Genomic DNA, 16,142 nt, shown 5'->3' on the forward strand with positions numbered 1-16,142 from the left:
CCCTTAGAAATTGTCAGTGGAGGTGAACACGCCGACCCGCAGGGCTTCGGCAGTGTAGATCTCGCGGCCGTCAACGCTGACCGAGCCATCGGCGATGGCCATGTTCAGCTTGCCCTTCAGGACGCGCTTGATGTGAATGTTGTAGGTGACTTTCTTGGCGGTGGGCAATACCTGACCAAAGAATTTCACTTCACCCGAGCCCAGGGCGCGGCCACGGCCTGGAAGGCCCTGCCAGCCCAGGAAGAAACCAACCAGCTGCCACATGGCGTCAAGGCCCAGGCAGCCGGGCATTACCGGGTCGCCTTCGAAATGGCAGGCGAAGAACCACAGGTCCGGGGTGATATCCAGCTCGGCGACCAATTCACCTTTGCCGTACTTGCCGCCTTCTTCGCTGATATGGGTGATGCGATCGACCATCAGCATGTTCGGCGCGGGCAGTTGCGCATTACCTGGGCCGAACAGCTCACCGCGACTGCAGCGCAGCAGGTCTTCCCGAGTAAAGGCGTGTTGTTTGGTCATGCGAGCTCCTCAATAACCCCCTGTGGCAGGGGATGAATCTTCCCGGCCAACCCGGCATCAGTCCGGGCGGCAGCCTACAGGTAGACTATTGCGTTGTAGTGAAAGTCACAGCGCACCTGGCGAAAGAAGTACAGGTGTGCACTGAAACGTCTATTTTCAGGGCCGATGACGGTCCTGTCCAGTCCTTAAGACTGCCGCACTTTAGCATTTATCGCCAGTCGCGACTGTCCGGCCGGGCAGCCAGCGTTGTAACACCTGCTGCAGGTCAGTGCGGCGCAACGGTTTGCTCAGGTAATCGTCCATGCCGGCGGCCATGCAGCGTTCCCGATCACCCTGCAGGGCGTTGGCGGTCAAGGCGATGATCGGTAGCTTGCCGCCGTTGGGCAGCAGGCGTATGCGTCGTGTGGCTTCATAACCATCGACCTGTGGCAGGCGGCAGTCCATCAGTATGGCCGCAAAGTGCTGCTGGCTGACCTTTTCAACGGCCTGGATGCCGTCATGGGCCACGCTGACTTCCAGCCCCAGGCTGCGCAACATGGCTTCGATAACGCTCTGATTGACCGGGTTGTCCTCCACCAAAAGGATCCGTTCGCCTTCGGCGAGCGGTGTGTGAGCCGCCAGCGCGCCGGGCAATGTCGCAGACGCAGGGCTGGCCAGGGCGAGCGGCATTTCCAGGGTGAAGGTCGAACCCAGCCCTTCGTGGCTTTCGCCACGCAGCTTGCCGCCCATGCGTTCAGCAAGGGTACGAGCGATGGACAGCCCCAGGCCAGTACCGCCATAGCGCCGTGAAATCGAGCTGTCGGCCTGCTGGAAGGCGACGAACATCATTTCCAGGCGTTCGCTGTCGATGCCGATACCTGTGTCGCGCACGCTGCACGTGAACCACAAGGTCTGACGATCGAGCGCCTGCCACCGAGCCTCGACCTGCACCTGGCCGCGTTCAGTGAACTTCAGGGCATTGCCGACCAGGTTGAGGAGGATTTGGCGGATGCGTGTCGGGTCGCCCACCACCTGCAGCCGCTCGCTCTGGGTCGGTAATTGCAGCTGCAGATCCAGGCCTCGTTGCTGTGCGCTGTGCTGGAAGGACTGCACGCTGCTGGCGATGAGCTCGCCGAGATTGAAGTCGATATGCTCCAGTTGCAGTGTGGTGCGTTCGATCCGCGAGAAATCGAGAATGTCGTTGATCACCTTGAGCAAGTGCCCGGTGGATTCGCTGGCCACAGCCGTGTATTCGGCTTGCTCGCTGGTCAACTGGGTGGTTTCGAGCAGTTGCAGCATGCCCAGCACGCCGTTCATGGGAGTACGCAACTCGTGGCTCATCATCGCCAGGAATTCCGATTTGGCGCCGTTGGCCTGCTCGGCTTCCTCGCGGGCCTGGATCAACTGGGCAATGGCCTGTTTCTGTTCGGCGCTGGCCTGTTCCAGTGCGCTGGCCAGGTTGTTGATGTGGCGTGCCAGGTGGCCCAGCTCGCTGTCGTCGACCACCGGCAGCGGGGTGTTGTAGTCACCTTGCTGGATGGCCTTGACTGCATGGCCCATGTCGCTGATCGGCTTTGCGAGGCTCATGGCCAGGCGGCGTGCGAGCAGGAAGGTGAACAACAGGGCGAACAGCGCCAGGATGCCAGCCTTGATAACGATCTCCTGTTGGCGCTGGCTGAAGGCGTCGTCCGACATGCCGACGATCACCCGCCCCAGATAATCGTCCCCGATTGCCGGCGACGGCGCTTTGCCCTGCTGCAGGAAGTCGTTGTCCAGGCGGATTTGCTGAAGCCGGATCGGCGCCTGGAACACCTCTACGCGTTGTGCCCGGTTAGCGCTCTCGTCTGACTGCTCGACGTACACCAGGATGTGGTTGCGGCTGTCCTGCACTTCCAGAAAGCGCACGTGGGGGATGCTCAGGGTGGCGCGCATCAGGCCTTCGAGCACTTCGTTGTTGCCCGAGATCACACCGTACTCGGACGCTGGAGCCAACTGATTGGCGATCAACTGACCGGTATGGTTGAGCTCCTGGCGCAAGTCCTGGATGCGCACGAAGGTGAAGAAGCTGATCAGCAGCAATGTCAGCAGCAGCGCAGGGCCTAGGCTTATGATCTGCGTACGGGTGTGGATATCCCAGCTCAGGCGTCTAGTCATGGGGTGGGTTCTCCTTCAGCCAAAACCTTGGCAGTGGCGTTCGGATCAATCGGTTCAAGGCCCAGGGCGCGAGCCACCTGCTGGTTGCCGCTGACCCCGAAACGTGCGGGGTACAGGCTGCGCGGCCATTGCGCTGGCGGGCGGTCGAGCAGTTGGTCGAGCACCGCCAGCCAGTCCTCTTGGTCGCTGTAGGTACTGGCCAGAGCACCGGCGCGGACGAAACCGGCGTTCGGGCCGATCAACGCCATCTGCCGGCCGTAGCTGCTTAGCAGCAGGTTCTTGGCGGTCTTGGAGTTGTAAAGGTCGGGGTCTTCCAGGCCCAGTAGCACGTCGCTATTGCCCAACAGATCCAGCAGCGGCCGGCTGTCGCGCTGGTCCGGCCATTGCTGGGCGACAATTTCCAGCCCCAGTGGCCGGGCCGCCTGGCGTAGTTCGTCAAGCAGAAAATGGCTGTGTTCTGCGTACAGCACGCCGATGCGTTGGGCCTGCGGCAACAGGTAGCGGGCCAGGCGCAACTGGCGAGCCAGGGGCGGGTCACTCCACAGCAGGGTCAAGTACGCCGGTCGCGACTTTCCCAGGCGCTGCTCGGCCTGCACGCGGCTGATGCGCATGGCCAGGGCCGCCGGCCCTTTGCTTTCGGCCAGGCGCCACTCCAGTGCGGCGCTGTCAAGCAGCACCAGGCGCAGGTCGGCCTTGAGCTTGCCTGGGCGCGGCAGTTCGGCAACGGTCTGAAACCGTACCTGGTCTTGGTTGCGGCGGCTTTCGAGGGCCGCGACAAAGCTACGGATGCCGGGCTGTTCCTCGCCACCGACCAACAGGATTTCGCTGGCGGACAGCGAACCCAATGGCCATAGGCAGAACACCAGCAGGCGCAGCAGGCGGGCCATCAGAACTCCAGCTCCGCGCTGACGCTCAGGCGGTGACGGCTGTCATAGCGGTTCTGGAGGGTGGTGGTCGGCTCGTCGTCCAGGCGCTGCTGCCACAACGCAGCCAGCTCAAGGGTGCTGCCCTCGATACGAAAGCGTTTGGCCAGGCGCAGGTCGAGGCGCTCGTAGCGGTACTGGTTGAGCGCATCGTCGCCGTAGTAGAACAGTGCACTGGACCAGCCATCACCCCATTCGCGCATCCAGCCCGCCGAGCCACTGTTGCGGGCGGTGTTGGCGCTGTCGGCGGGGTTGCTGGCCCAGGCATCGACATAGGCATAAGTGAAACGCAGACGGTCGCGCCGGGTGGGGCGCCAGTCCAGCTGTGCCTCGCTGCCGCTGAATCGGGCCTTGTTGGCGTTACTGGCGATGTACTGGTTGTTCCTGAGTGGCTCGCTGATCATTCCTGTGATCTCGTCATAGAACAGCTTCACATCCATGTTCAGGTTGATATCAGTGAACTGGCCGTTGTAGCCCAACTCGCGAGAACGCATGCGTTCCTGGTCGAGGTCGCCCGGGCCGCGGGTCTTGACGAAATACTCGCCGTTCTGCTGGCCGAACGCAGTTGGGGTAAGGTTCTTGACCGTGTAGCTCCAGTTGACGTTGTTTTCGAACATGTCCGGGGAGCGCACTGCCTCGGAATACACCGCACGCAAGCCGTGGCGCGGGGTGATCAGGTAGTTGACTGCCATGCGCGGGGACAGCGAGCTGCCGGACAGTTGCGAGTCTTCGAACATCGCGCCGCCCTGCAGGATCCAATGATCGTCCGCACGCCACTCCAACTGGCCGAAGAGGCGCCAGGTCTGATCGTCGAGGCCGCCGTCGAAATACGTCTGCGAGTCGGCGCGGTCATAACGATAGTTCATGCCGCTGAGCAGGCGCAGGTTGTCGGTCAGGCTCAGGGTATCCTGGATTTCCAGGTCGTAGCGGGTCTCACGGGTGCTCTGGTCGACATCGCCGCACACCACGTTGCTGCCGCCCTGGTTGTTCCACTGGTCCTTGATGGCATCGACCAGTGCCTGCTCTTCGGGGTTGCTGCTGTTGGGCGGATTGTTGGCCCCTCGGGCGACCTGCTCGGCAAAATTCGGGTTGAGCTGCCACAGCCGGGTCAGTTCCGGGCTGAACGACAACGCTGCGTCGCAGGCGCGCCAGACCTGCTGGCGGTCGAAGTGCTGGGCCGAGCCCTGCACATACAGGCTGTGGTCAGGGTTGAAGTCGATGTTCCAGCGCACGGAGCCTGCGTAGTCCTTGGCGTTGACGTCGGCGTTGTTGCCGCTTTCGGTAACGAAGGGGAATACGGGCTGGTAGGTGTAGGGCCGCTGGTTGCTGCCCTCTTTGGCTGCCAGTTGCCATTCCAGGGTCTGGTTTGTCGCGAGGTTATGGCTGACGCTGAGGTTGAAGCGGTTCAGGCGGCGGCTGTCGCGGTAATCCTGGCCGAACTGGTTTTCATCGAAGCCGTCATCTTTCTGGCCCGACACCGACAAGCGCAGATCACCGCCGTCCCAACCAAAACCGTGGCTGAGGTAGTAGTCATCGATGCCGTCCTGGCCGCGGGTCAGCTTCATGCGCGTGCCATGGCTGTCGGCCGGATTGCGGGTGAGAATGTTGACCACCGCCATCAGTGCATTGGCGCCGTAGCTGACGGTGTTGGGGCCGCGGAACACCTCGATGCGTTCGATGTCCTCCAGCGCCACCGGGATGTCGCTCCAGTCCACCGTGGCCAGGCCCGCACGGTACACCGAGCGGCCGTCGATCAGCACCTGCATGCGCCGGGCTTCGTTGACGTTGGTGCCGTGGTAATTGACGGTTGGCTGGTTGCCGGCGCCGTAGCCGATCATCATCCCCGGCACCAGGCGCAGCAGTTCGGGGATGTCGCGGGCGCCGCTGGCACGGATCAGTTCGCTGTCGAGCACGGTCATGCTGCCCGGCACGGCGGCCGGGGATTGTTTCAGCCGCGTGGCGGTCAGAACCTGTGGCAGGTCGGCGTTGTCGATGAACAGGTCGTCGGCCACGGCCGGGCTGCCCAGCAGGGCAGTCAGCAGCAACAGGCGAGGGTAGGGAGGCGTGCCATGGAACACGATACGGCCTTGTATCAGAGTTGAAACAGGCATGTTAACTGACCATGGGGGTTTTGCCAGCCACAGGCGGCAAGCTGCAAGCTACAAGAAAACCTTGTGGCCAATGAGGCCGCTGTCTCTTGCAGCTTGCAGCTTGCAGCTTGCCGTATAATGGCCCCGTCGCCACTTAACTTATGGCTTTAACGGATTGAATATGACTGAACAGCAACCTGTTGCAGTTCTGGGGGGCGGAAGCTTCGGCACCGCCGTGGCGAACCTGCTGGCGCAGAACGGCGTGCCGGTACGCCAATGGATGCGTGACGCTGAGCAGGCCGAGGCCATGCGCGTCAATCGCGAGAACCCGCGCTACCTCAAAGGCATCCGTCTGCATGACGGCGTCGAGCCGGTCAACGACCTGCTGGCCACGTTGCACTACAGCGACCTGATCTTCGTCGCGCTGCCCTCCAGCGCCTTGCGCAGCGTTTTGGCCCCGCATGCCGGGCTGCTGCGCGGCAAATGCTTGGTCAGCCTGACCAAAGGCATCGAAGCGCAGAGCTTCAAGCTGATGAGTCAGATCCTTGAAGAGATCGCGCCCGATGCGCGAATCGGTGTGTTGTCCGGGCCAAACCTGGCCCGCGAGATCGCTGAGCATGCGCTGACCGCTACCGTGGTCGCCAGCGAAGATGAAGACCTCTGCCAGCGCGTGCAGGCGGTGCTGCACGGGCATACCTTCCGGGTTTACGCCAGCAGCGACCGCTTCGGTGTCGAGCTGGGTGGGGCTCTGAAGAACGTCTATGCGATCATTGCTGGCATGGCCGTGGCCCTGGGCATGGGCGAAAACACCAAGAGCATGCTGATCACCCGTGCGCTGGCCGAAATGACCCGTTTCGCCGTGAGCCAGGGTGCCAATCCCATGACCTTCCTCGGCCTTGCCGGGGTCGGCGACCTGATCGTCACCTGTTCTTCGCCCAAGAGCCGCAACTACCAGGTCGGGCACGCCCTGGGCCAAGGCCTGACGCTGGAGCAGGCGGTCAATCGCCTGGGCGAGGTGGCAGAAGGGGTCAATACCCTCAAGGTGCTCAAGGCCAAGGCTGAAGAGGTCCAGGTCTACATGCCGCTGGTGGCCGGGCTGCACGCCATCCTCTTCGAAGGCCGCACGCTGAACCAGGTGATCGAGCGCCTGATGCGCGCCGAGCCCAAGACCGACGTCGACTTCATTTCCATCAGCGGTTTCAACTGAGCCTTTAGCGGCTTTGAACAGAACAAGGAGCGACACATGAACGATACCCCTGAGCGCGCCCAGCGCGAGTCGATCATCCTGCGCGTGCTGTGGATGGTGGTATTTCTGGTGGTGTGGCAACTGGCCGAGCTGCTACTCGGCGGCCTGGTGCTGGTGCAGCTCGTCTACCGTCTGATCTATGGCGCGCCGAGCGCCAGCCTGATGAACTTTGGCGACAGCCTGAGCCAGTACCTGGCGCAGATCGGTCGCTTTGGCACTTTCCACACCGACAGCAAGCCGTGGCCTTTCGCAGACTGGCCCACACCGCGTGCGCCGGAAGGCGAAGCTCCGCATGCCGTTGCCCCTGCACCCCACCCGGTGCGCGACGAGGAGCCCAAACTGTGAAGCTGTGGGTATTGCGCCACGGTGAGGCAGAGCCCAGGGCCCACACCGACGCCGAGCGGCGCCTGACTGCCCATGGTCGCGAGCAGGTGCTGCACAGTGCTGCGTATCTGCTCGGCCAGCCGCTGCAGGCCATCATTGCCAGCCCCTACGTGCGTGCCCAACAAACGGCGGCCCTTGTGCATGACACCCTGGGTTTCGCCGAGCCGGTGCGCACCGTGCCATGGCTGACGCCCGACAGCAACGTGCAGGAGGTGATCGCTGAACTCGAACGCCTGGGGCTTGAGCACGTATTGCTGGTCAGCCACCAGCCGTTGGTGGGTGCGCTGGTCGGTATGCTGGAGCATGGTCACGCGCAACAGCCTGCGCCGTTGAGCACCGCCAGCCTGGCGCAGCTTGAAGGCGACTGGCCGCTGGCGGGGCTGATGACCCTGCAGGCCCTGCAGCACGCCCCTTGAGTGGTCGGCAACGGGCGTTTGCGCCTGTTGCCGTGCCCTCAGCCGATTGCTCGCAGCCCAGCTTCGTCAGCCCCGGTGACCTGATCGCCCTCGCCGATGACCTTTACGGATGTTGCCGAGCGCCAGCGGGATGCCGACAATGGGCCATCATCCCCGTACCGGACCAGGTGCCATGTCGCAGCAGATCTTCTTCGCCCATGCCAACGGATTCCCGTCGGCCACCTACGGCAAGCTGTTCGCGGCCCTGGCGCCGGATTACCAGGTGCAGCATCTGCCCCAGCATGCCCATGACCCCCGCTTTCCGGTGAACGAGAACTGGCAGAGCCTGGTGGACGAACTTTTGCACCACCTGGCCCGGCAGGATCAGCCGGTGTGGGGTGTCGGCCACTCGCTGGGTGGCGTGCTGCATCTGCATGCAGCACTGAGGTGCCCGGCTTACTACCGGGGTGTGGTCATGCTTGATTCACCGGTGCTGACCCGCGCCGATCAGTGGTTGCTGCGCACCGCCAAGCGCTTTGGCTTCATCGACCGCATTACCCCTGCAGGCCGCACGCTGGGCCGGCGCGAGGCGTTCAGCGACCGCGCCAGCGCACGGGATTATTTCGCGAGCAAAAAGCTGTTCCGGCATTTTGACCCCGACTGCCTGGAAGCCTACCTTGAACATGGCCTGGAAGACATGGAGCAGGGGGTACGCCTGCGCTTCGATCCGGCTACCGAAATCAGCATCTACCGCAGTATCCCTCACGCAAGCCCTGCCCCTGCGCGGCAGCTTCAGGTGCCCCTGGCAATGGTGCGGGGTGAGCGCAGCAATGTGATTCGTCGCCACCACACGCTGGCGGTGCGCGGCATGCCCAAGGGCGAGTACCACTGCGTACCCGGTGGGCACATGTTCCCGCTGGAGCGGCCGGCGGACACTGCCAGCCTGATCAAAGGCTTGTTCGACCGCTGGGGCCAGGCATGAGTGCCCACGTGGAGGAAGTCCGTCTCAGCCTGGGTCATATCGAGCTGGCTGCTCACCTGTTCGGCCCCGAAGATGGCCTGCCGGTGATCGCCCTGCATGGCTGGCTGGACAATGCCAACAGTTTTGCCCGCCTCGCACCGCGATTGAAAGGCCTGCGTATCCTCGCCCTGGACCTTGCCGGGCATGGCTACTCGCAACACCGCCCGCCAGGCGCCGGCTATGCGCTGGCCGACTACGCCCATGATGTACTGCGGGTTGCCGAACAACTGGGTTGGCAACGGTTTGCCCTGTTGGGGCATTCGCTGGGGGCAATCATTTCTGTGCAACTGGCCGCCGCCCTGCCCGAGCGGGTCAGCCATCTGGCGTTGATCGACGGCGTCATCCCCCCGACCGGCGCCGAGGCGGATGCCGGCGAACGCCTGGGGTTGGCGCTGCAGGCCCGGTTGCGCCTGGATGGCAAACGCAAGTCGGTCTACAAGACCCTGGAGGAGGGCGTGCAGGCGCGCATGAAGGGCATGGTCGCGGTCAGCCGGGACGCTGCCGAGTTGCTCGCCCAGCGCGGCCTGATGCCGGTGCCTGGCGGTTACAGCTGGCGCAGTGACAGCCGCCTGACGTTGCCATCGCCGGTGCGCTTGAGCCATGCCCAGGCCATGGCCTATGTGCGCGGGGTGAACTGCCCGGCCTGCCTGGTGGTGGCGGCCGATGGCATGCTGGCGCGCCACGGCGAGTTGCTGCAGCAGCTACCCTTTGAACAGAAGGTGCTGCCCGGTGGCCATCATCTGCACCTGAACGATGAACACGGCGCGACCCTTGTCGCAGACTGTATCAATCGCTTCTTTGGCTTTGCTTGACTTGAGCCGGACAAGTGTCGAGGCTTGGCGGGTTGAACAGGGAGACAACCATGCAACTGCCAGACATTCTGGAGCTTCATTACGGCGCTTGCCGTCGCGCGGGTCGCCGATGAGCGTGCCCGTCATGATCCGTACTGCCGGCGCCTGCCTGGCGCTCGTCAGCCCGCTGCTGTGGGCCGGCGCCCTGCCGGTGCCCGTGGATGCCAAGGTGGTCGAGCAACGCCCGGCAGTCGAGCAGGAACGGGTTTACCCTATGGGCCCGCTGCGCAAGATCAGCGGTCGTCTGCGCGTGGACGACAAGGTCGAGAGCCGCGGCCAGGTCAGCTCCATCACCTATGAGCTGCCGGTCGAGCGCACGGCGCGCGAGGCTTTTACCAGCGCCCGCGAAGCATTGCAGCGCGATGGCGGCTACCCGTTGTTCTGGTGCCAGGGCCGCGATTGCGGCGAAGCCAGCCTGTGGGGCAACGATGTGTTCGGCAGTGCGCGGCTCAATGGCGGTGACGAGCAGCAGGCATTCATCCTGCTGCGCCGTTCCGCCGATGAGGCAGACACCCTGGTGGCGCTTTACAGCGTTACCCGCGGCAATCGCCGCGCCTACCTGCACGTGGAAGAGTTCGTCGCCAGCAGCCCGCTGGGTGAGCTGCTGCCCACGCCCGCCACGGTGCTGCGCGAAATGCGCGACACTGGCAAGCTTGACTACCCTGACCTGAGTGCGCCGCAACCTGCCTGGGTAGCGTTGCTGGGTCGCAGCCTGAACCTGGACAGCACGTTGCGTGCAACCCTCAGTGGTCCCCAGGCTGAGGCCTGGCGCGAGCAACTGGTCAAGGCCGGCGTACGCAGCAACCGGCTCGAAGTCGGCAATACCCCCACCGATGGCCTGCACCTGGAACTGATCCGTTGAATGAGCGCCACCATGGCCAACAATGATCGCCTGCTGATCCAGATTATCCTGCTGACCTTGCTCGGCGCTGCGTTGTGGGTGATGGCACCGTTCATCTCCGCGTTGTTGTGGGGGGCTATCCTGGCGTTTGCCAGCTGGCCGCTGATGCGCCTGCTGACACGCGCACTGGGTGGGCGTGAAACACTGGCTGCAGGCCTGCTGACCTCGGCCTGGATCCTGATCGTGGCCTTGCCGCTGGTGTGGCTGGGCTTCAACCTCGCCGACCATGTTCGGGACGCCACCGCCTTCGTGCGCGACGTGCAGGTGGATGGCTTGCCTGATGCCCCGGCGTGGCTGGGTGGCATTCCCCTAGTGGGTGAGCGCCTGGTCAGCGGGTGGCAGTCGCTCGACCAGCAGGGCGCCGCGCTGATCGCGTCGGTCAAGCCCCACCTGGGCCAGGTCGGCAACTGGTTGCTGGCGCGCAGTGCGCAGATCGGCAGTGGTGTGCTGGAGCTGACGCTGAGCCTGGTCTTCGTGTTCTTCTTCTACCGCGATGGTCCGCGCCTGGCGGCGTTCGTCCTGCGTTTGCTGAACCGTCTTGTAGGTGAGCGCGCCGAGTATTACCTGGAGCTGGTTGCGGGCACCGTGCAACGGGTGGTCAACGGGGTGATCGGTACGGCGGCGGCACAGGCACTGCTGGCCTTGATCGGCTTCCTGATCGCCGGTGTGCCGGGGGCCATCGTGCTGGGCCTGGTCACCTTCATGCTCAGCCTGATCCCCATGGGGCCGCCACTTGCGTGGATACCCGCGACTGCCTGGCTGGTATGGCAGGGTGAGTACGGCATGGCGGTGTTCCTGGGTATCTGGGGCACCTTCGTCATCAGTGGCGTGGACAACGTGCTCAAGCCTTACCTGATCAGCAGGGGCGGCAACCTGCCGCTGGTGATCGTGCTGCTCGGAGTGTTTGGCGGTTTGATTGCCTTTGGCTTCATTGGCCTGTTCATCGGGCCAACCCTGCTGGCGGTGGGGTATAGCCTGCTGCTGGACTGGAGCCGCAACGCCGGGCAGCCAACGCCACAACGTTAGCCTTGCGTCGGCCCGGGCGGGCTCGCCCTGCGCATGGGCCGATGCAGGCAACACCACAATCCTGATCTTTACGCATTCTTTATCTCCAGCCGCACGCCTCGATCTCGTACCTTTACGCCCCTCCCTCGGACAATTCCCCCAAAGCGGCCCAAGCCGTAACAAGGGGAGATCCACACATGAACATGCTCGACGGGCTGTCACTGCTACTGGCAGTGGCGTTGGCGGTTTACCTGCTGATGGCGCTGCTGCGCGCCGATCGCAGCTAGGGAGCGGCCATGCACAGTTATGACTTCGCGTTGCTGCTGGCGTTTTTCGCCATCGTGCTGCTGCCGGCACCCTGGCTCGGGCGGTTCTACTTCAACGTCATGGAAGGCCAGCGGACTTGGCTGACGCCGCTGCTTGGGCCGGTGGAGCGGGGCTGCTATCGGCTGGCCGGCGTGCGCGCCGATCAGGAACAGAACTGGAAGCAGTACGCCCTGGCGCTGCTGGCCTTCAACCTGGCCGGCTTTCTGCTGCTCTTCAGCGTACTTTTGCTGCAAGGTTACCTGCCGCTCAACCCGCAACACTTGCCTGGCCAGGAATGGTCGCTGGCTTTCAACACCGCGGTGAGCTTTGTCACCAACACCAACTGGCAGGCTTACAGCGGTGAAGCCTCGGTCAGTTACCTGAGCCAGATGCTCGGCCTGACCGTACAGAACTTCGTAAGCGCCGCTACCGGGCTGGCCGTGCTGGTCGCCTTGTGTCGCGGCATCGCCCGGCGCTCGACCACCAGTATTGGCAACTTCTGGGTCGACATGACCCGTGCCACCCTTTACGGCCTGTTGCCGTTGTGCCTGGTGCTCGCGCTGCTGCTGGTCTGGCAGGGTGTGCCGCAGACCTTCGCTGACTACGCCCACGCTGTGACCCTGCAAGGTGCTGACCAGACGATTCCGCTCGGCCCTGCCGCCAGCCAGATCGCGATCAAGCAATTGGGGACCAACGGCGGCGGCTTCTTCGGAGTCAACTCGTCACACCCGTTCGAGAACCCCACTGCCTGGAGCAACCTGTTCGAGGTGGCTTCGATCATCCTGATCCCGGCCGCCCTGGTCTTCACCTTCGGCCATTACGTCAAGGACCTGCGCCAAAGCCGCGCGATTCTGGCCTGCATGCTCGGCCTTTTCCTGATTGGCGGCGCGACCGCACTGTGGTCGGAGCACCAGCCCAACCCGGCGCTGGAAAGCGCGCAGGTTCAGCAAAGCGCACCCCTGGAGGGCAAGGAAAGCCGCTTCGGCACGACCGGCTCGGTGCTGTGGACGGTAACCACCACCGCAGCGTCCAATGGCTCGGTCAACGCCATGCACGACAGCCTCAACCCGCTCACCGGCATGGTCGCTATGGTCAACATGATGGTCGGCGAGGTGATTTTCGGCGGCGTTGGCGCGGGGCTCTACGGCATGTTGCTGTTCGTGCTGATCGCGGTATTCCTGGCAGGCTTGATGATCGGCCGCACGCCGGAATACCTCGGTAAGAAACTACAGGCCCGGGAAGTGCAACTGCTGGTGGCAACCCTGCTGGTGATGCCGGTCGGTGTGCTGGTGCTTGGCGCCATCGCCGCCAGCCTGCCGGGCCCTGCCAGCGCGGTCAGCAACCCAGGTGCACATGGCTTCAGCCAATTGCTCTACGCCTACACCTCGGGTGCCGCCAACAACGGCTCGGCGTTCGCCGGGTTCGGTGCCAACACCGTATTCCACAACGTGATGATCGGCCTGGCCATGCTCATCGGCCGCTTTGGCTACATCCTGCCGATCCTGGCCTTGGCTGGCAGCCTGGCCGCTAAGAAAAGCGCGCCGCAAGGGCTGAACAGCTTCCCAACCCATGGCCCTCTGTTCACCGGCCTGCTGCTGGTGACCATCCTGCTGGTGGGCGGCCTGACCTTCCTGCCGGCCCTGGCCCTTGGGCCAATCGCTGAACACCTGAGCCTGGGTTTCTGAGGAACCGACCATGAACATGCCCATTCCTGAAGTGAACGCCCGGCACAGCGCCAAGGACCAGACCCGCTTCGCCGCGCTGTGGCGCCCGGCGCTGGTGCAAGCATTCGTCAAGCTTGACCCGCGGCAGCTCAAGCGCTCGCCGGTCATGCTGGTGGTCGCGCTGACCGCCGTCCTGACCACCGTGCTGTGCTTTGCACCCGGCAGTGACGTGAGCACCGGCGTTGCCGTGCAGATCGCGTTGTGGCTGTGGTTTACCGTGCTGTTCGCCAACTTTGCCGAAGCGCTGGCAGAGGGCCGCGGCAAGGCCCGCGCCGATAGCCTCAAGGCCGGCAGTCAGGGGCTGACCGCAGAGCGCCGTATGCGCGACGGCACGTTCGAGACCGTTGCCGCTGCGCAGCTGCGCAAGGACGACGTAGTCCGTGTCGTTGCCGGCGAGATGATCCCGGGTGACGGCGAGGTGCTCGAGGGCATCGCGGCGGTCAACGAAGCGGCCATCACCGGTGAGTCTGCGCCGGTGATTCGTGAATCCGGCGGTGACCGCTCGGCCGTCACTGGCAATACCCGGTTGGTTTCCGACTGGCTGCTTATTCGCATCACCAGCAACCCGGGCGAGTCTACCCTGGACCGCATGATCGCCTTGGTCGAAGGCGCCAAGCGACAGAAGACGCCCAACGAAATCGCGCTGGATATTCTGCTGATCGGCCTGACGTTGATCTTCCTGATCGTAGTGGTCACGCTGCAGCCATTCGCCCACTTCGCCGGCGGCAGTCTGCCACTGATTTTCCTTGCTGCACTGCTGGTGACGCTGATCCCGACCACCATTGGTGGCCTGCTCTCGGCCATCGGCATCGCCGGCATGGATCGCCTTGTGCGCCTGAACGTGATCGCCCGCTCGGGCCGTGCCGTGGAGGCGGCCGGTGACGTGCACACGCTGATGCTCGACAAGACCGGCACCATCACCTTTGGCAATCGCCGTTGCAGCGCCCTGCATGCAGCCACCGGGGTGACCGCCAAGGAGCTGGGCGAGGGCGCCTTGCTCGCGTCGCTGGCCGATGACACGGCCGAAGGCAAGTCGATCGTCGAGTACCTGCGCCAGTTGCATGACTTCGTCGAGCCGGGCGTGGGGCAGTTCGACGCCATTGCCTTCAGTGCCGAGACACGCCTGTCGGGCATCGATTTCCAGCAGCATCGCTACCGCAAGGGCGCCGTTGATGCCGTCCTCGCCTTCGTCGGCATGCAGCGCCTGGAAATGCCGCTGGCGCTGGCCCGCGAAGTTGAACGCATCGCTCAGAGTGGTGGTACGCCGCTGCTGGTGTGCGTGGACAAGCGGCTGCTCGGCGTGATCCATCTCAAGGACGTGGTCAAGCCTGGCATCCGCGAACGCTTCGCCGAGCTGCGCAAGCTGGGTATTCGCACGGTGATGGTCACCGGCGACAACCCGCTGACGGCCGCGGCCATCGCCGCCGAGGCAGGTGTTGATGACGTGCTGGCCGAAGCCACACCGGAGAAGAAGCTGGCGCGCATCCGCCAGGAGCAGAACGACGGCCGCCTGGTGGCCATGTGCGGCGACGGTGCCAACGATGCCCCTGCTCTGGCCCAGGCTGACGTAGGCATGGCCATGAACGACGGCACCCAGGCCGCGCGCGAAGCCGCCAACATGGTTGATCTGGACAGCGACCCGACCAAGTTGCTGGACGTGGTCCAGGTCGGCAAGGAGCTGCTGGTGACACGTGGCGCGCTGACCACGTTTTCCATCGCCAACGACGTGGCCAAGTACTTTGCCATTTTGCCGGCGTTGTTCGCTGCCATCTACCCGCAACTGGGCGTGCTCAACCTGATGCAGCTGGCCAGCCCGCAGAGTGCGATCCTCTCGGCCATCGTGTTCAACGCACTGATCATCATCGTACTGATCCCCTTGGCGCTACGCGGCGTGCGCGTACAGGCGGCCAGTGCTGCCCATCTGCTACGGCGCAACCTGCTGATCTACGGCCTGGGCGGCATCATCGTGCCATTTGCCGGGATCAAGCTGATCGACCTGCTGCTCAACGCTTTGCACCTGGTCTGAGGAGGCCACCATGAACACATATGTACGCCCGGCGCTGAGCCTGATTCTGTTGTTGGCGGTGGTCACCGGCGCGCTGTATCCGCTGGCGGTGACCGGTGTTGCCCAAGTGGTTTTTCCGGAACAGGCCAATGGCAGCCTGGTACGCGATGAGCAAGGCCAGGTGCGCGGCTCGGCACTGATCGCCCAGGATTTTCAGGGGGATGGCTGGTTTCATTCGCGGCCTTCGGCGGGGGCTTATGCCACCGTGGCCAGCAGTGCCAGCAACCTGTCGCCAAGCAACCCGGCGCTGGCTGAACGGGTCGCGGGCGATGCTGCGAAGCTGTACCAGACCGGGCAGGGGCCGGTGCCACAAGCATTGCTGACCACCTCCGGCAGTGGCCTGGACCCGCATTTGCCACCGCAGGCGGTGGCCTACCAGATTCCGCGGGTGGCGGCGGCGCGCCAGATACCGGTAGAGCGCTTGCAAGCCCTGCTGGAAGGGGCCACCCTCCATCCATTGATCGGGCCGCCTGTGGTCAACGTTCTGGCTCTTAACCAGGCCTTGAGCAAATTTGGGCTATGAACGTGGGGCCGCGTTGCGGCCCAATCGCCGGCAAGCCGTCTCCCACAGCAAGTGCA

General features: G+C 64.0%; 15 protein-coding genes. 11 read left to right on the top strand and 4 right to left on the bottom strand.

Annotation, left to right across the window (positions count from 1 at the left end; all coding sequences use genetic code 11):
• Nucleotides 1-3: 3 nt before the first annotated feature.
• From fabA to ACW4TB_RS10070, 4 genes are all read right to left on the bottom strand, one after another.
• The gene (gene fabA, locus ACW4TB_RS10055) at nt 4-519 is read right to left on the bottom strand and encodes a 3-hydroxyacyl-[acyl-carrier-protein] dehydratase FabA (RefSeq protein ID WP_012315334.1); all 516 of its coding nucleotides are present in this window, start codon (nt 517-519) and stop codon (nt 4-6) included.
• 201 nt (nt 520-720) lie between these two features.
• Nucleotides 721-2,652, bottom strand: coding sequence for an ATP-binding protein (locus ACW4TB_RS10060; protein ID WP_012315333.1), 1,932 nt, complete (start codon nt 2,650-2,652; stop codon nt 721-723).
• Complete coding sequence (locus tag ACW4TB_RS10065) at nt 2,649-3,539, bottom strand: ABC transporter substrate-binding protein (protein ID WP_012315332.1); 891 nt, start codon at nt 3,537-3,539, stop codon at nt 2,649-2,651. The genes ACW4TB_RS10060 and ACW4TB_RS10065 overlap by 4 nt, the downstream gene beginning before the upstream one ends.
• Nucleotides 3,539-5,686: a TonB-dependent receptor plug domain-containing protein gene (locus tag ACW4TB_RS10070; RefSeq protein ID WP_279932667.1), complete on the bottom strand. Its 2,148-nt coding sequence runs from the start codon at nt 5,684-5,686 to the stop codon at nt 3,539-3,541. Before ACW4TB_RS10070 ends, ACW4TB_RS10065 begins: the two co-directional genes overlap by 1 nt.
• 160 nt (nt 5,687-5,846) lie before the next feature.
• Between ACW4TB_RS10070 and ACW4TB_RS10075 the strand changes: the two genes are divergently transcribed.
• From ACW4TB_RS10075 to kdpC, 11 genes are all read left to right on the top strand, one after another.
• Nucleotides 5,847-6,872 (top strand): NAD(P)H-dependent glycerol-3-phosphate dehydrogenase, encoded by a 1,026-nt coding sequence (locus tag ACW4TB_RS10075; RefSeq protein WP_279932669.1) that lies wholly within the window; start codon nt 5,847-5,849, stop codon nt 6,870-6,872.
• Between the two features lie 36 nt (nt 6,873-6,908).
• On the top strand, nt 6,909-7,256 hold the full coding sequence (locus ACW4TB_RS10080; protein WP_012315329.1) for a DUF4389 domain-containing protein: 348 nt from the start codon (nt 6,909-6,911) through the stop codon (nt 7,254-7,256).
• Nucleotides 7,253-7,711, top strand: a complete 459-nt coding sequence (sixA, locus tag ACW4TB_RS10085) for a phosphohistidine phosphatase SixA (RefSeq protein ID WP_012315328.1) — start codon at nt 7,253-7,255, stop codon at nt 7,709-7,711. Before ACW4TB_RS10080 ends, sixA begins: the two co-directional genes overlap by 4 nt.
• Before the next feature lie 172 nt (nt 7,712-7,883).
• Nucleotides 7,884-8,672 carry an alpha/beta fold hydrolase gene (locus ACW4TB_RS10090; protein ID WP_012315327.1) on the top strand — a complete coding sequence of 263 codons (789 nt, stop codon included), beginning with the start codon at nt 7,884-7,886 and terminating at the stop codon, nt 8,670-8,672.
• Nucleotides 8,669-9,523, top strand: coding sequence for an alpha/beta fold hydrolase (locus tag ACW4TB_RS10095; protein ID WP_279932672.1), 855 nt, complete (start codon nt 8,669-8,671; stop codon nt 9,521-9,523). Before ACW4TB_RS10090 ends, ACW4TB_RS10095 begins: the two co-directional genes overlap by 4 nt.
• A gap of 109 nt (nt 9,524-9,632) precedes the next feature.
• Nucleotides 9,633-10,424: a DUF4892 domain-containing protein gene (locus ACW4TB_RS10100; RefSeq protein ID WP_012315325.1), complete on the top strand. Its 792-nt coding sequence runs from the start codon at nt 9,633-9,635 to the stop codon at nt 10,422-10,424.
• Between the two features lie 12 nt (nt 10,425-10,436).
• On the top strand, nt 10,437-11,489 hold the full coding sequence (locus ACW4TB_RS10105; RefSeq protein ID WP_042112064.1) for an AI-2E family transporter: 1,053 nt from the start codon (nt 10,437-10,439) through the stop codon (nt 11,487-11,489).
• Between the two features lie 176 nt (nt 11,490-11,665).
• Nucleotides 11,666-11,755, top strand: a complete 90-nt coding sequence (gene kdpF / locus ACW4TB_RS10110) for a K(+)-transporting ATPase subunit F (RefSeq protein WP_039602773.1) — start codon at nt 11,666-11,668, stop codon at nt 11,753-11,755.
• A gap of 9 nt (nt 11,756-11,764) precedes the next feature.
• A complete protein-coding gene (gene kdpA / locus ACW4TB_RS10115; RefSeq protein ID WP_279932677.1) occupies nt 11,765-13,459 on the top strand; it encodes a potassium-transporting ATPase subunit KdpA in 1,695 nt (564 codons plus the stop codon).
• Between the two features lie 16 nt (nt 13,460-13,475).
• A complete protein-coding gene (gene kdpB, locus ACW4TB_RS10120) occupies nt 13,476-15,524 on the top strand; it encodes a potassium-transporting ATPase subunit KdpB (RefSeq protein WP_455842967.1) in 2,049 nt (682 codons plus the stop codon).
• 10 nt (nt 15,525-15,534) lie between these two features.
• Nucleotides 15,535-16,086: a potassium-transporting ATPase subunit KdpC gene (gene kdpC, locus ACW4TB_RS10125; protein ID WP_279932680.1), complete on the top strand. Its 552-nt coding sequence runs from the start codon at nt 15,535-15,537 to the stop codon at nt 16,084-16,086.
• Nucleotides 16,087-16,142: the final 56 nt, after the last annotated feature.

It is taken from the genome of Lelliottia jeotgali, from assembly GCF_977070485.1.

Excerpts from the sequence above, each read along its gene's own strand:
- fabA (WP_012315334.1), bottom strand. The coding sequence starts at position 519 with ATGACCAAACAACACGCCTTTACTCGGGAAGACCTGCTGCGCTGCAGT.
- ACW4TB_RS10060 (WP_012315333.1), bottom strand. The coding sequence starts at position 2,652 with ATGACTAGACGCCTGAGCTGGGATATCCACACCCGTACGCAGATCATA.
- ACW4TB_RS10065 (WP_012315332.1), bottom strand. The coding sequence starts at position 3,539 with ATGGCCCGCCTGCTGCGCCTGCTGGTGTTCTGCCTATGGCCATTGGGT.
- ACW4TB_RS10070 (WP_279932667.1), bottom strand. The coding sequence starts at position 5,686 with ATGCCTGTTTCAACTCTGATACAAGGCCGTATCGTGTTCCATGGCACG.
- ACW4TB_RS10075 (WP_279932669.1), top strand. The coding sequence starts at position 5,847 with ATGACTGAACAGCAACCTGTTGCAGTTCTGGGGGGCGGAAGCTTCGGC.
- ACW4TB_RS10080 (WP_012315329.1), top strand. The coding sequence starts at position 6,909 with ATGAACGATACCCCTGAGCGCGCCCAGCGCGAGTCGATCATCCTGCGC.
- ACW4TB_RS10090 (WP_012315327.1), top strand. The coding sequence starts at position 7,884 with ATGTCGCAGCAGATCTTCTTCGCCCATGCCAACGGATTCCCGTCGGCC.
- ACW4TB_RS10095 (WP_279932672.1), top strand. The coding sequence starts at position 8,669 with ATGAGTGCCCACGTGGAGGAAGTCCGTCTCAGCCTGGGTCATATCGAG.
- ACW4TB_RS10100 (WP_012315325.1), top strand. The coding sequence starts at position 9,633 with ATGAGCGTGCCCGTCATGATCCGTACTGCCGGCGCCTGCCTGGCGCTC.
- ACW4TB_RS10105 (WP_042112064.1), top strand. The coding sequence starts at position 10,437 with ATGGCCAACAATGATCGCCTGCTGATCCAGATTATCCTGCTGACCTTG.
- kdpF (WP_039602773.1), top strand. The coding sequence starts at position 11,666 with ATGAACATGCTCGACGGGCTGTCACTGCTACTGGCAGTGGCGTTGGCG.
- kdpA (WP_279932677.1), top strand. The coding sequence starts at position 11,765 with ATGCACAGTTATGACTTCGCGTTGCTGCTGGCGTTTTTCGCCATCGTG.
- kdpB (WP_455842967.1), top strand. The coding sequence starts at position 13,476 with ATGCCCATTCCTGAAGTGAACGCCCGGCACAGCGCCAAGGACCAGACC.
- kdpC (WP_279932680.1), top strand. The coding sequence starts at position 15,535 with ATGAACACATATGTACGCCCGGCGCTGAGCCTGATTCTGTTGTTGGCG.